This window comes from Aeromonas sp. QDB56, from assembly GCF_027705505.1.
GTDB lineage: Bacteria > Pseudomonadota > Gammaproteobacteria > Enterobacterales > Aeromonadaceae > Aeromonas > Aeromonas caviae.
The window spans coordinates 32,625-47,400 of the sequence record NZ_JAPDBZ010000014.1 but is presented as its reverse complement, the minus strand read 5'-3'; the positions used below and the strand labels follow the sequence as shown (position 1 = coordinate 47,400).

The 14,776-nt window shown below is 64.2% G+C and carries 10 protein-coding genes and 1 pseudogene; 7 read left to right on the top strand and 4 right to left on the bottom strand.

The window, feature by feature from the left end; translation table 11 throughout:
• Positions 1 to 157 precede the first annotated feature (157 nt).
• Both OKB81_RS04065 and OKB81_RS04060 read left to right on the top strand, forming a co-directional pair.
• The gene (locus tag OKB81_RS04065; RefSeq protein ID WP_042883369.1) at positions 158 to 850 is read left to right on the top strand and encodes an aspartate/glutamate racemase family protein; all 693 of its coding nucleotides are present in this window, start codon (positions 158 to 160) and stop codon (positions 848 to 850) included.
• A 224-nt stretch (positions 851 to 1,074) separates the two neighbouring features.
• Positions 1,075 to 2,289, top strand: a complete 1,215-nt coding sequence (locus OKB81_RS04060; protein WP_160839169.1) for an aldose 1-epimerase family protein — start codon at positions 1,075 to 1,077, stop codon at positions 2,287 to 2,289.
• Positions 2,290 to 2,568: 279 nt separating this feature from the next.
• Here OKB81_RS04060 and OKB81_RS04055 read toward each other — a convergent pair whose 3' ends face one another.
• The gene (locus OKB81_RS04055; protein WP_160839171.1) at positions 2,569 to 4,359 is read right to left on the bottom strand and encodes an AMP-dependent synthetase/ligase; all 1,791 of its coding nucleotides are present in this window, start codon (positions 4,357 to 4,359) and stop codon (positions 2,569 to 2,571) included.
• A 180-nt stretch (positions 4,360 to 4,539) separates the two neighbouring features.
• Between OKB81_RS04055 and OKB81_RS04050 the strand changes: the two genes are divergently transcribed.
• A complete protein-coding gene (locus OKB81_RS04050) occupies positions 4,540 to 5,082 on the top strand; it encodes a hypothetical protein (protein ID WP_160839173.1) in 543 nt (180 codons plus the stop codon).
• A gap of 72 nt (positions 5,083 to 5,154) precedes the next feature.
• Here OKB81_RS04050 and rimI read toward each other — a convergent pair whose 3' ends face one another.
• Both rimI and OKB81_RS04040 read right to left on the bottom strand, forming a co-directional pair.
• On the bottom strand, positions 5,155 to 5,604 hold the full coding sequence (rimI, locus tag OKB81_RS04045; protein ID WP_160839181.1) for a ribosomal protein S18-alanine N-acetyltransferase: 450 nt from the start codon (positions 5,602 to 5,604) through the stop codon (positions 5,155 to 5,157).
• 74 nt (positions 5,605 to 5,678) lie between these two features.
• A complete protein-coding gene (locus tag OKB81_RS04040; protein ID WP_160839175.1) occupies positions 5,679 to 6,119 on the bottom strand; it encodes a DNA polymerase III subunit psi in 441 nt (146 codons plus the stop codon).
• A gap of 214 nt (positions 6,120 to 6,333) precedes the next feature.
• Between OKB81_RS04040 and OKB81_RS04035 the strand changes: the two genes are divergently transcribed.
• Entirely contained in the window at positions 6,334 to 7,941 is a 1,608-nt protein-coding gene (locus OKB81_RS04035) for an ATPase RavA domain-containing protein (protein WP_160839177.1), read from the top strand.
• An 85-nt stretch (positions 7,942 to 8,026) separates the two neighbouring features.
• A complete protein-coding gene (viaA, locus tag OKB81_RS04030; RefSeq protein ID WP_160839179.1) occupies positions 8,027 to 9,481 on the top strand; it encodes an ATPase RavA stimulator ViaA in 1,455 nt (484 codons plus the stop codon).
• Between the two features lie 12 nt (positions 9,482 to 9,493).
• Here viaA and OKB81_RS04025 read toward each other — a convergent pair whose 3' ends face one another.
• Positions 9,494 to 10,498 carry a sensor domain-containing diguanylate cyclase gene (locus OKB81_RS04025; RefSeq protein ID WP_201970097.1) on the bottom strand — a complete coding sequence of 335 codons (1,005 nt, stop codon included), beginning with the start codon at positions 10,496 to 10,498 and terminating at the stop codon, positions 9,494 to 9,496.
• Between the two features lie 195 nt (positions 10,499 to 10,693).
• Here OKB81_RS04025 and OKB81_RS04015 point away from each other — a divergent pair.
• A pseudogene (locus OKB81_RS04015) lies at positions 10,694 to 12,562 on the top strand (diguanylate cyclase).
• 248 nt (positions 12,563 to 12,810) lie between these two features.
• The gene (gene prfC, locus OKB81_RS04010) at positions 12,811 to 14,400 is read left to right on the top strand and encodes a peptide chain release factor 3 (protein ID WP_089503670.1); all 1,590 of its coding nucleotides are present in this window, start codon (positions 12,811 to 12,813) and stop codon (positions 14,398 to 14,400) included.
• The last annotated feature ends 376 nt before the right edge of the window (positions 14,401 to 14,776 follow it).

The window sequence follows — 14,776 nt, the reverse complement described above, 5'->3', positions numbered from 1 at the left end:
TTTGGAGACAGCCAGTTTACCAGCACCCTGTCTGTCAACTTCCACTTCCCCAAGATCCCGCGAAGAACCTTTTTTATTGCCGGGGCGGTGCGATCAAACGCGCCCCCTGAGGGATTGCAGCATTGGTTTGCACCATCGGGTTACATAAGGAGATCTCATGAAATGTATCGGTCTGCTGGGTGGCATGAGCTGGGAGTCCACCGTCAGCTATTACCAGGCCCTCAACCGGGGGGTACGCGAGCGGCTCGGCGGTCTGCACTCGGCGCGGGTGCTGCTGAGCAGCGTGGATTTTGCCGGGATAGAGCGGTTGCAGCACGCCGGTGACTGGCCCGCCACCGCCCGTCTGCTGGCGGCCGAGGCCAGGGCCATCCAGGCCGGTGGCGCCGATTTCCTGTTGATCGGGACCAACACCATGCACAAGGTGGCGCCGGAGATCGAGGCCGCCATCGACATTCCCCTGCTCCACATCGCCGATGCCACGGCCCATCGCCTCCAGGCCGACGGGGTGACCCGGGTGGGTTTGCTCGGCACCCGCTTCACCATGGAGCAGGATTTCTACAAGGGGCGGCTCCAGGAGCGCTTCGGGCTGGAGGTGCTGGTGCCTGATGACGTTGCACGGGAGCGGGTGCACCGCATCATCTATGACGAGCTCTGCCTCGGCGATATTCGCGAGTCGTCTCAGGCCGAGTATCTGGCCATCATCGCCGATCTGGCACAGGCCGGTGCCCAGGCGGTGATCCTGGGTTGCACCGAAATCGCCCTGCTGGTGGGGGCGTGCCAGGCCGCCGTGCCCCTCTATGACACCACCGCCATCCACGCCGAAGCCGCGGTGGCGCTGGCCCTTGCCTGATGTGGTGCGGGCGGGGTGAGGGGGCGCCCCTCTCACCCCGCCTGTTTTTTCCTCCTTTCATAACTGTGAGTCAGCCTTCATTTCAGCAGGGCTGAAGCCGTTTTTATTGTCAATCGGCTCACATTTCCTCTTTTTGTCTCTTGAGTCCGGGGCGTCAGACGCCTAGTTTTCGATCACTGAAACGATTCAGCTTTCACAAAAACAAGAGACACGAGGATAAATCCATGTTGAAGAAACTCTCCATTGCCGTGCTGCTCGCCCTGGGCGCCACCGCGGGTCACGCCGCCGAATTTCTGCTGACCGACTCCCAGCAAGGGCTGGATGTGGGCGACTGGAAGATCACCAGCGAGAAGCTCGGCATCAAGAGCCCGGTTCCCTTTACCATCGAGAAGAAACGTCTGCACGGCGGCCGCCAGGAAGGGGTGGATCTGCTCATCGTCGACAACGGCGTCATGAAGATCACCCTGGTGCCGACCCGCGGCATGGGGCTCAAGGAGGTCAAGGCGGCGGATCTGCGCCTCGGCTGGGATTCACCGGTCAAGGAGGTGGTCAACCCCGCCTTCATCGATCTCGAGAGCCGTGGCGGCCTCGGCTGGCTCGACGGCTTCAACGAGATGCTGGTGCGCTGCGGCTACGAGTGGACGGGTCATCCCGGAGTGGATGACGACGGCCGCCTCAAGAGCCTCCATGGCCGGGTGCAGAACATTCCCGCCTCAGTGGTCAGCGTGACCGTGGACGAAGAGCCGCCCTATGCCATCCACGTGCTGGGCCGGGTGGACGAGCGCACCTTCAAGATGAGCGAACTGGTCACCTGGACCCAGCTGAGCGTGGTGCCCGGTCAGGCGGAGTTTGCCCTGCAGGACAAGCTGACCAACCACGCGGATTACGAGAACGAGTACCAGATCATCTATCACGGCAACTTCGGGGCACCCATTCTGGAGGAGGGAGCCAGGGTGAGCACGCCGGTGAAGCAGATCTCCCCGTTCAATGACTACGCCAAGGCCGGACTCAAGGGTTGGCAAACCTATCTGGGGCCCACCAAGGGCTTCGACGAGATGGTGTTCAACCTGGTGCCCTACAGCGACGCCGACGGCAATACCCTGGCAGTGCTGAACAACCGGGCCGGCAACGCCGGAGTGGCGGTGGGCTACAACACCCGACAGCTGCCGGTGCTGACCCTGTGGAAGAACACCGACACCCGGGCCCAGGGCTATGTGACCGGCATCGAACCCGGTACCAGCTATGCCTACAGCACCAAGTACCAGCGCCCGCTCGGGCTGGTCCCCAAGATCCAGCCGGGGGAGACCAAGACCTTCGATCTGACCTATCGCCTGCTGCAAAATGCCGACGAGGTGAAGCAGGCCCTGGCCCAGGTGGAGAAGATCCAGGGCGGTCGGGCCACCGAGCTGCGCGAGCAACCCCTGGTCAAGCTGCCATAAGGGAGAGACGCCCAGCAAAAAGCCGCTCCATGAGCGCAATGCTGTTCAGATAAGCACATTTTTGACTAATTATTCATAAATGCGACTTGAGTTGGGGGAGCAAGGCTGTTTCCAGTCGATGTTCCTTCAGCCTTTATCCAGCGTGGCTTGCAATAGAAAGAGGGAGGCATCATGCCTCCCTCATTTTTTAGCCCTGATACTACGTGGACTGGAACTCAAATTCTCTTAAGTGAACAGCATTGCGCTCCATGAGCGGCTTTTTCATATCAGGCCCGTCGATCAGACGTGGCTGTACATGGCTTCTATCTCACGCTGGTACTTGGCCTCGATGATCTTGCGGCGCAGCTTCATGGTGGGGGTGATCTCCCCGAGCTCCATGGAGAAGGCGCTCGGCAGCAGGGTGAACTTCTTCACCTGCTCGAACTTGGCCAGCTCCTTCTGTAGATCCTGGATGCGGGCCTCGAAGAACTCCATCACCCTGGAGTGGCGCAGCAGCTCGGTCTTGCACTGGTATTGCAGGTTGATGGAGCGGGCGTACTCCTCCAGGGACTCGAAGCAGGGCACGATCAGCGCCGACACGAAGTGGCGGGCATCGGCGACGATGGCGATCTGCTCGATGAAACGATCCTTGCCCAGGGTCCCTTCCACCAGTTGCGGCGCCACGTACTTGCCGTTGGAGGTCTTCATCAGCTCCTTGAGGCGCTCGGTGAAGTAGATGTTGCCCTCGTCATCCAGCTCGCCTGCATCGCCGGTGCGCAGGAAGCCATCCTCGGTCATCACCTCGGCGGTGGCCTGCGGCTTGTTGTAGTAGCCGCGCATCACGGTGGGGGCGCGCACCAGCAGTTCGTTGTTCTCGCCGAGTTTCACCTCGATGCCGCTGAGCGCCGTGCCGATTGAGCCCAGCCTGAACCGGGTGTCTTCATAGCAGCAGACGGTGGCGGTGGTCTCGGTCATGCCGTAGCCGTACTTGAGGTTGAGCCCCATGGCCTGGAAGAAGAGGTTCACCTCGTCCGCGAGGCGAGCGCCCGCCACCGGCAGGAAGCGGGTACGGCCGCCGAACCGGGCGCGCAGCTTGCGAAACACCAGGCGCTCGGCAAGCCAGAGCTGGCCGTAGAGCAGGGGAGAAGCGGATTTGCCCGCCTGGCGGGCGGCGACCATCTGCCTGCCGACCCGGGTGGCCCAGCCGAACAGGGCGCGGCGCAGGTGCGGGGCCTGGGCGACCTTCGCCTGGATCATGGCGTAGGCCTTCTCGTAGAGGCGGGGCACGGCGCACATCACGGTGGGCTTCACCTCGCCGATGACATCCATCACCTTCTGCGGGTCGCGAATGTAGACGTTCTCGGCGCCGCAGTAGAGCACGTAGTAGCTCCAGGCGCGCTCGAACACGTGGCTCAGCGGCAGCATGCAGAGGGACACGTCCTGTTCATTCAGGTCGAGGCGGCGGTCATGCATCTCGAAGCAGGCGGCCATGTTGGCGAAGTCGAGCATGACCCCCTTGGGTTCGCCCGTGGTGCCCGAGGTGTAGATCAGGGTCAGCAGGTCGTCCATGCGGTAGTGGCACTCGCGCTCCCGCAGCTCCAGCTCGCTGGGTGGGTGGTTGCCAGAGACGAGGAAGGTCTGGAAGTGGCTGGCAGCGGCGCAGCCGCGCAGGTCGACGGTGCCGTCCAGGGCGACGATATGGCGGATCTCGCCGCTGTCGATGAGCTGCAGCGCCTGATCGAACTGGGGCTGTTCCCCCACGAACAGCATCCTGATGCCGGCATCCTTGACGATGTAGCGCAGCTGATCGAGGGTGCTGGTGGGGTAGATGGGCACGCTGACGCCGCGGGCGGCCAGGATGCCGAGATCGGCCTGGGTCCACTCCGGCATGTTGCGGGCGTAGATGCCGACCATCTCGCCGGACTGGTGGCCGGCGCGGATCAGCCCCTGGGCGCAATAATCCATGGCCTGACCCAGGGTGCGCCAGCCGATGGCGCGCCACTGGCCATCCTGCTGGACGCGCAGGGCGGCCTTGTTGCCAAGGCGGGCAATACGCTCACGTATCACTCTAACCAGATGAAACTGCGACATCTCACTCATCCTCAAGTAACAGTTGTGCGCCCGCAGGGGCACTGAAAACGGGGCTGGAGTTTAAACTCTAAGATTACGGCTTACAAGTGTTCGCCATTTGTCCTGGATCACAAAGTCGTCAACTTGGGGAGAGTCAGGCATGATAAGCGCAAGGGTCGGATTCATTCAGGGAGTAGAGCCATGAATATCGGGATCAAGAGTCTGTTGACCGGCGCCTTGCTGCTGCTGGCGGGGGCCGGTGCCCTCTGGTTTGCGTTGGGCGGAACTGCGGGGCAGGAGAATCCCTGGCTGAGCGGCGCCGAGGGGTACGAGCAGGCGCAGCGGCTGGCACTGAAGGAGGGATATCCCCTGCTCTATGTGATCGAGCGCGCCAAGTGCCGGCGCTGCAAGGCGCTCGACAACAGGATGTGGCGTGCCCCCGAGATGCAGTCCGCCCTGGCGGGGCTGGCCAAGGTGCGGCTCAACCCGGATGCGGGGGATGGCAGCGAGCATATTCTGCGCCGCTTCCCCAGGGTGGAGACGGCCCCAGGCATCTATGTCCAGCGACCGGGGGAACCCCTGCGCCCCATCAGGGTCGTGCCGGATACCGAGGAGATCTGGATGCCCGGGGTCACCTATGGCCGCGGCTTCTTCATGCCCCTCTCGGGAGCCGCCTTCGAGGCCGTGCTGAGGGTGACCCTGAGCCTGGAAGACCCCTCCATCGACAATGCGCCCCTGCCTTGAGGGGGGAAGCGAAGAGGGGGAGTCTGGGAGGTCAGAGGGGGGCGTCCGCTGACGGCGGTCTGCAGCGGGTTGTCAGCCGAAGTCGAACAGACGGGACATCAGCACGGCATCCTCCCTCTCCTGCCCGGTGCCATAGTAGTCGGCGCGGCGGCAATACTCGGCAAACCCCTCGCTCTCGTAGAGGTTGATGGCGGTGCGGTTGCCGGCCCTGACCTCCAGGAACCAGGCCTCGGCCTTGCCGGCCTTGCTGCGGGCCAGGTACTCCCTGAGCAGCGCCCGCCCCAGCCCCTGGCCCTGAAAATCGGGATGCACGCAGAGATTCATCAGGGAGCTGTCTCCCGCCACCAGATCCGAGATGTAGAAACCGGCCGGTCGTCCGTCCACCAGCATCAGGCCGTTGAGATAGCGCGGCCCGAAGCAGGAGAGCAGGTTGGCCTGGCTCCAGGGCTCCTGGTGTGCGGCCTGCTCGATGGGGTAGATGGCTTCGAAGTCCGATTCGAGCAGGGGGCGAAAGTGGGGCAAGAGGTCAGACATGGTCACTCCGGACGGGATTCAGGCTTGCGATGGACACCATGGCCGTGCCATGGTCGTGAGCATCAAGGGGTGTGGCGCTGCTGCCGACACTGCTGCCAGAGGGCGCGCTTGTGCGCCCCATCGGGCTTGAGCGGGCAGACCAGGGCATCGGGCCAGCGAGGGTCCGGCGCCGTCAGCCAGAGCAGGGGCGAAGTGGCCCCCGCGGGCAGGGAAGGCATCTCGGACAGCAGGGAGACCTCGTCCGTGCCAAGGCCGAGCCAGCGGCAGATGTCCCCGAGCAGGTAGGGCGCGGGCAGCGTCTCTGCCAGCAGCCAGAGCTTGCCGGTCGGCAAAGGGGCGGTCTCCTGCGGGGCCAGCACCTCGTCGGCGGGCGTGTTTGCCGGCTGCGCGGCGCCGTCGGGGCTGGTGCCTCCCGCCAGGAGTCGGCCTCTCTGTTGCCAGAGGGTGATGCCCATCCGGGCCAGAATGCGCTGGCGCAGCGGGTCCAGCAGGGGATCTTGCATGGCGAAGGCTCACTCTTGATCTGCGTTGGGGTAAATTCTGATGCGCAGAGTACACTCTCGCGGGTTTTGCTGCACCCCGGACGTTGCCTTTTCGCCGTGCGGCGATGGCGGATGAACGCCGGTTGGGGACAGAGATGACAGACAATGACGACGGGAGGGGGCCAGAGGCCGGACCCCGAATCCCTATGACAATACCAGCTTCGGAGCTGTGCCTATGCCGCCTTTAGCCCAGAATACTGTTCGTGCCACCCCCATCCATGAGCGCCTGCCACGGCTCCTGGCCGCCCTCGGGGAGGGGCTGTATGAGCGCCAGGACGCCCTGCGGCTCGGCCTGCTGGCGGCCCTGTGCGGCGAGAGCGTCTTCCTGCTGGGCCCCCCGGGCATCGCCAAGAGCCTGATCGCCCGCCGGCTCAAGCTGGCGTTTCACGATGCCCGTCACTTCGAATACCTGATGACCCGCTTCAGTACGCCGGAGGAGGTGTTCGGCCCCCTCTCCATCCAGGCGCTCAAGGAGGACGGCAAGTATCTACGGCTCACCGCCGGCTACCTGCCGGAGGCCGAGGTGGTCTTCCTCGACGAGATCTGGAAGGCGGGCCCGGCCATCCTCAACACCCTGCTCACCGCCATCAACGAGCGGCAGTTTCGCAACGGCGACAGCCAGCACCCCATCCCCATGCGGCTGCTGGTCACCGCCTCCAACGAGCTGCCGGCCCCGGACAGCGGGCTGGAGGCGCTCTACGACCGCATGCTGGTGCGGGTCTGGATGGACAGGGTGCAGGAGAAATCCAACTTCCAGGCCATGCTGGCGAGCGATGGCCAGTCCCACCAGAACCTGACCCCCTCGGTGCAGATCCGGGGGGAGGAGTACGCCGCCTGGCAGGATGCCATCGAGCAGGTGCGCCTGCCCGATGCCTGTTTCGAGCTCATCTACCAGTTGCGCCAGCAGCTCGACAGCCAGCTCGGGCACGGCTGCTATGTCTCGGATCGGCGCTGGAAGAAGGCCGTCAGGCTCATCAAGGCGAGCGCCTTCTTCAACGGCCGCGACGAGGTGGCCCCGCTGGATCTGCTGCTGTTCAAGGATTGCCTCTGGCACGACGAGGCCTCCCGCACCGCGCTGCTGGAGATGATCGGCGAATTTTCCCGCCTCTACGGCTACCAGCAGCTGGCGCTGACCCGGCAACTGCTGGCCCTGCGCGAGCGGTTCAAGCAGTTGAAGGGGGCCGTCGCCCAACGCATCGGCAGCAAGGCGGTCAAGCGCAAGCAGTGGTTCGGTCGCCGCGCCCGCGGCACCGAGCTGCCGCTCGCCAACGCCAGGGCGTTCGGCAAGCAGGTGCACTTCCACCTGCTCACCCCGGCGCCCCTGGACGGCGGCGATCCCGACCGCCTGACCGAGACCCTCACCTTCGATCGCACCCTGCTCTCCCACTGGCACCCCACCGGGGAGGCCCTGGTGGGCTGGCAGCTCGGCAATCCCAAGGAGGGGCACTACGAGCTGGTGCTGGACGAGCAGCTGCGGCTGCACGTGCTGGATATCCAGCGCCAGCCCGTGCCCCTGGTGCTGGTGGAGCGGACCCCCATTCCCGAGGTGGTGATGAGCCCCTGGCTGGCGGAGCTGGAGGAGCTGGCGAGCCAGGTGGTCCGGGTGCAGCAGAGCCTCAAGGGGCAGCGCAACCTGTTCGATCGCCACCAGCCCCATCTGTTCGTGGGGGACAACTGGCTGCGCCAGGTGGAGGACAGCTTCTTCGTGCTGAACCGGGATCTGGAGCGGCTCGGCACCGAGCTGCAACAGTGGCGGGATCGCCTGCCCAGGCTGGATGCCTGATGGTGTCCGACGTGGCGCTGGCCCCTAACACGAGCCGCCTGCCGTTGCGGGATGGCACCCTGCGTCCCCTGCACAGGGAGTGGCCATGCTAGAGATCGGCATGATGGATCTGGGGCTCCTCATCGGCGAGGGGGAGCTGGCGGGGGAGATGGCGCTGCTGCTGGCCTCCACCCCGAAGATCTCCGAGTTCATCAAGCGCTCGCCCCTGCAGGGGAAGCTGCTCAGAAAGCGCATCCAGACCTGGAGCGAACAGCTTGGGGAGGAGATGCGTCACAAGCCGGTGCCGGTGGCCCTCGAGCGGGAATACCTGCTCTATCAGGCCCAACGGCAACTGCCCCTGCCGGAGCTGGTGGGGCGCCTGCCCGCCCTGCTGGAAGCCCTTGAGCAGCACAGCCCCTTCGCGGGGGATGCCCGCAGCCTGGTGCGCCAGATAGTGGCCCAGCCCACCGAGGGGCTGCGCCAGCTCTTCATCGAGAAGTGGCGCGCCAGCCTGGTGGGCAGCCTGTTGCAGTTGCAGCAGCAGATAGCGGAGGCGGAGCGGGAGAAGCAGCGCCAGGAGATAGAGGATCAACTGCTGGCCAACCGGACCCTGGCCGATGCCCTGGATCCGCACCAGATCTCCGCCGGGGGGCTCTGGGATCTGGCCCAGGGGAGCTGGCACAAGCGCAGCCTGGCGCTGGTGAAGCAGTACGCCCGCATGTTGCAGCAGGAGCCTTTGCTCGCGGAGATCGCCGCCCTGCTTGGGCGCAGCGAGCGGGAGCGGCGCAGCGAGGACAGGACGCTGCCTCCGGTGCCTGTGAACGAGCTGGAGGAGGTGCAAAGTGACGATGTGCCCGACGATCTGGTGGGGGTGCACCCGGCCAGCGATCTGATGCGCCTCCTGCCGAGCGAGGCGGTGATGCTGGCGCTGCCGGAGCTGGAGCTGGAGTTCTATCGCCGTTATCTGGAGCGGCGCCTGCTGAGCTACCAGTCGCGGGGCACCCTGCCGCGCCAGCGTCTGATGCTGCGCTCCCCCGAGCAGGGAGGGCAGGAGGTGCAGCCGCGGGGCCCCTTCATCGTCTGCGTCGATACGTCAGGTTCCATGGGGGGCTATCCGGAGGAGTGCGCCAAGGCGCTGTTTCTCGCCCTGCTCAAAGGGGCGATGGAGGAGAAGCGGGGCTGCTATCTGATGCTCTTCTCCACCGAGGTGGCGACCCTGGAGATCACCGCCGACACCGGGCTTGAGAAGGCGGAGCGCTTTCTCTCCATGAGTTTTCACGGAGGGACCGATCTGGTGCCCTGCCTGGAGCAGGCCCTGACCCAGCTCGAACAACCCGCCTTTGCCAAGGCCGACGTGCTGGTGATCTCCGACTTCATCGCCCAGAACCTGCCCCACCCCCTGCTCGAGCGGATGAACCGGCGACGGGCGCAGCAGACACGCTTCCATGCGGTCGCCATGTCCCGTCACGCCAAGGCGGCCATTTTGCGGGTGTTCGACAACAGCTGGCTGCTCGATTGCGGCCTGCGTGGACGCCTGCTGCGGCGCTGGCAGCGCCATTGAGGGCGCTCAGGCTCAGAGAGTGGGCCTGTGGTAGAGGCCCCGTTCGTTGACCTGCTCCTGATCCAGCAGCGGTTGACCGCTTGGCTGGGCAATATAAAAACCCCGCTTGCCGCTGCGCTTGACCCTGTACATGGCCTGATCCGCCCGGGCCAGCGCCGCGCCGAAATCGTCCTGGGGCCGGATGGCCGCAATTCCCATGCTCAGTCCCACCGAGGCGTCCCCGTTGGGCAGCTCGAAGGGGGTGGCGATGGCATCGATGCACTGGCGGGCGAGGTGGCTGGTGCGGGGATCGTCGCACGCCCAGGGCAGCAGCAGCACGAACTCGTCCCCGCCGATGCGCCCCAGCCGTACCTCCTCGCCGCAGCAGTGGCGAAGGCGCTGGGCGAGGGAGACCAGCAGTTCGTCACCTGCCCGGTGGCCCAGGTTGTCGTTCACCAGCTTGAAGTCATCGAGATCGATGAAACAGATGGCCTGGTACTCCCCGGGAAAGTGGCGGTGCAGCGCGGTGCGGTTGAACAGGCCGGTGAGGGGATCCCGGTGGGCAAGCTGGGCGAGCTGCTGCTCGTACTCCTTCTCGTGGGTGATGTCGATGTGGGTGCCCATCACCCGGACGGGGTTGCCCTGCTCATCCCGCTCCACCACCCGGCCCCGGTCCAGCACCCAGGTGGTCTTGCCATCCTTGCCGATCATGCGGTGCATCGCCTGATAAAACGGGCTCTTGCCCTCCAGATGGTCGAAGAAGGCCTGCAGCACCTGCTCCCTGTCCTCCGGGTGCAGGTGGGCGCGCCAGACGTCGAAGTGGGCCGACAGCTCCTTGGGCTGGTAACCGAGCATGGAGCCCCAGCGCCGGTTGAAGATGATGAGTTTGCCGGTGGGCACATGGTTCTGCCAGATGCACAGGCCGGTGCCGTCCATGGCGGCGTCCAGCTTCTCCCGCGCGTCATCCGCGATGCGTTTGAGACGCTCGTTCTCCAGCAACAACCTGTCGTAAGCCTCCCTTAGCTCCTCGTAGGTCATTTCTCATCCCTTCCCCTGTTCGAAAGCATATATAGTCGATGCACTCTCTCCTTCTGTAAAGAAGGAGATAGGGGAGGCTCTCGTTCGATATGAGGCGTTTTCTCAACCTCTGGCGGCTGTGCGCCCAGAGTCTGTGGGGATATGATGACAGTGGTGAGCGCGGCGTCCGGCCAGTGAAGAGGAGAAAATGTCCGCATGAAGATCCTGATGGGAGGTGGTCTGTTGCTGGGGGTTGCCCTGGCCCAGGCGACGCCACTGGCTGGGTACGAGTTGCAACTGGCGTTGCAGCGACTGGAAGAGTCGACGATGCCGGTGCAGGTGTTTCGCGAGCGTGTCGCCGCCCTGACTGCCGGATAGGCACACTATCCGCCCGAGGTGCAGGGCCGCCTTGCCCGGCTGCAGTGCTGGGCCCAGCCGAGTGAACGGGACGAGGAGTTTCGCCGCGCGGTGGCGTTTGCCGAGCAGGAGCAGGAGCTGGCGCAGGCCCGTGCCCGCAAGGACAGGGTCACCGAGGTAGGGTTGCTCGCCTGCCGCGGGTATCACCGGCAACTGCTCGGCAACATGGCCGGGGCCGGGGAGGATTACGACGCCGCCCTGACCCTGGCTCGCCGGCTCGGGGATGAGCGCCAGCGTGCCGACATCCTGAGTCTGCGGGGGGAGATGTACTCCTACCAGGGGGAGCTGGCGGAGGGGCTGATGGATCTCATCGATGCCCACCTGCGCTACGAGGCGCTCGGGCTGGAGGCCAAGGGGCGCGAGGGGCTCGCCAATATTGCCAATGCCTATCGCAGGATGGGGCTCTATGAGCGGGCCGAGAGCTACTTCAACGAGCTGGAACACGACTACCGGCAGCTCGGGGACGAGGAGCACCTGGTGGACATTCACAGCCAGCAGGGGCTCCTCTACATCGACACCGAAGAGTACGACAAGGCGCTGCCCCTGATGGCCGAAGCGGAGCGTTACTATCTGGGGTCAAAGCAGGAAGGAGTACTGGCCTGGAGCCGGATCGAGCTGGCCACCATCCTGCAGAAACAGGGCAAGCCGGACCAGGCCATGATCAAGCTCGATCAGGCGGCAGCCTCCCTTCATCAAGGGGAGGGGGCGGACAGCGTCACCCTGGGCCACTGGCACCTCGTCATGGCCGAGGTCCTCGAGGCCCTGAACCGACCCGGCGAGGCGCTGCGGCACCTGGACGAGGCCGAGCCTATCTTTACCCGGGAGCATAACCTGCGCTTCCTCGCCCGGGTGCATGAGACACGGGCCCGGGTGCTGGAGCGCCAGGGGCACATCCAGGCGGCGCTGGCCAGCCTCAAGAGCTTCGTCCAGACCCGTCATGCCCTCGAGCAGCGGCTGCGGGAGCAACGCACCCTGCAGATGCGCTTCGAGTTCGATCTCTCCCGCAAGGAGCTGGAGAACCAGACCCTGAGAGCGAGCCAGCAGTTGCAGGCCGAGAAGCTCAAGCAGTTGCAGGAGCGGCGCTACTGGCAATACCTGGTGTTGTTCCTGCTGCTGCTGGTGATGGGCATTCTGGTGGTGCACCAGCGTGGACGCACCCGCAAGATGCAGCGCCTCGCTATGACGGACGAGTTGACGGGCATCCACAACCGGCGCCAGATCCAGGCCAAGGGGCGCAAGTGGTTCATCCAGGCGCGGGAGGAGGGCAAGCCCCTGTGCGTGCTGCTGCTGGACATAGATCACTTCAAGCGGGTCAATGACACTCTTGGCCACCACGTCGGGGACAGGGTGTTGACCGTCGTGGCCCAGTGCATCGAGTCTCAGCTGCGCAGCCTGGACCGGGTGGGGCGCAACGGCGGCGAGGAGTTTCTGGTGCTGCTGCCGGACACCCGTCTCGACGAGGCCGCCGAGGTGGCGGAACGGATCCGCCAGGAGGTCGCCCGTCTCGCCATCGAGGAGGTGCCGGCGGATCACCCCATCCGCATCAGCATCGGCTGCGCTGAATACAAGCGCGAGGATGACAACCTGGGCGAACTGATCCGCCGCGCCGACGAGGCCATGTACGAGGCCAAGCTGGCGGGGCGCAACCGGGTGATGAGGGCGTCGTGATCCCGCCCGGACCGGCGCCGTCGATGCCGGGCTGGGTATTTTTCACTCGCGCGGGTATAATGCCGCGCAATTTTGCTTTGGCTCAGGCGAGAAGACCCATGTAACGCAACCCTCTTCCTTGTTTCCACCGGCCGGTCCCTGACCCGCCCGCGTGGCGCTGTTGCCTGCATGGGCGCCCTGATCCCGAGGTGCTGTCCCGCATTTATTCCCACGGTGGCCCATGCCGCCGCTCAATAGAAGAACGTCGAATTATGTCAGCTGAATTTCTGAGTGAAGTCTCCAAGAGACGCACTTTTGCGATCATCTCGCACCCGGATGCGGGTAAAACCACCATCACCGAAAAGGTCCTGCTGTTCGGACAGGCCATTCAGCGCGCCGGTACCGTCAAGGGCCGTGGCTCGGGCCAGCACGCCAAATCCGACTGGATGGAGATGGAGAAGCAGCGCGGTATCTCCATCACCACTTCCGTGATGCAGTTCCCCTACGCCGACTGCCTGGTCAACCTGCTCGATACCCCGGGTCACGAGGACTTCTCCGAAGATACCTACCGTACCCTCACGGCGGTCGACTGCTGCCTGATGGTCATCGACGCCGCCAAGGGTGTTGAAGACCGGACCCGCAAGCTGATGGAAGTGACCCGGCTGCGCGACACCCCCATCCTCACCTTCATGAACAAGCTGGACCGCGAAGTGCGCGATCCGATGGAGGTCATGGACGAGGTGGAGCGCGAGCTCAACATCATGTGCGCCCCCATCACCTGGCCCATCGGCTGTGGCAAATCTTTCAAGGGTGTCTATCACCTCTACAAGGACGAGACCTACCTGTATCAGAGCGGTCAGGGCCACACCATCCAGGAGAAGCGGGTGGTCAAGGGGTTGAACAACCCCGAGCTGGATGCCGCCATCGGCGACGATCTGGCGGCCCAGCTGCGTGGCGAGCTGGAGCTGGTGCAGGGCGCCTCTCCCGAGTTCGATCACGATGCCTTCATCGCCGGCGAGATGACCCCGGTCTTCTTCGGGACCGCCCTTGGCAACTTCGGTGTCGACCACATGCTGGACGGCCTGACCGACTGGGCGCCAGCCCCCATGCCGCGCAAGGCCGAGAGCCGCGAAGTGGTAGCCACCGAGGAGAAGTTCTCCGGTTTCGTGTTCAAGATCCAGGCGAACATGGACCCGAAACACCGCGACCGTATCGCCTTTATGCGTATCGTGTCAGGTACTTACAGCAAGGGCATGAAGATGCGCCACGTGCGCATCGGCAAGGACGTGAACATCTCCGACGCCGTCACCTTCATGGCCGGTGACCGTGAACAGGCGGTCGAGGCCTGTGCCGGCGACATCATCGGTCTGCACAACCACGGCACCATCCAGATCGGCGACACCTTCACCCAGGGTGAAGATCTCAAGTTCACCGGCATCCCGAACTTCGCACCGGAACTGTTCCGCCGCATCCGCCTGCGTGACCCCCTCAAGCAGAAGCAACTGCTCAAGGGGCTGGTGCAGCTCTCCGAAGAGGGGGCGGTGCAGGTGTTCCGTCCGCTCATCAGCAACGATCTCATCGTCGGTGCGGTCGGTGTGCTGCAGTTCGACGTGGTGGTCTCGCGCCTCAAGAGCGAGTACAACGTCGAGGCCATCTACGAGGCGGTCAACGTCGCCACCGCCCGCTGGGTGGAAGGGACCGACGTCAAGAAGTTCGAAGAGTTCAAGCGCAAGAACGAGGTCAACCTGGCCCTCGATGGCGGTGACAACCTCACCTACATCGCGCCGACCATGGTCAACCTGCGCCTGGCCCAGGAGCGTCACCCGGACGTTCACTTCCGCCAGACCCGCGAACACTGATCACCCCGCCCGCACCCAGCGGGTGGCTGATGACCAGAGAGACCCCGCTTCGGCGCAATGCTGTTCAGATAAGCACATTTTTGACTAATTATTCATAAATGCGACTTGAGTTGGGGGAGCAAGGCTGTTTCCAGTCGATGTTCCTTCAGCCTTTATCCAGCGTGGCTTGCAATAGAAAGAGGGAGGCATCATGCCTCCCTCATTTTTTAGCCCTGATACTACGTGGACTGGAACTCAAATTCTCTTAAGTGAACAGCATTGCCGCTTCGGCGGGGTTTTTTGTTATGGGGCGTTTCATTGGAAGGGGCGGCGATCCCCATCCGGGGCTTGATGAGTGAATAAAAATAAATGATAAGTGATTTAAATTTCATTCATG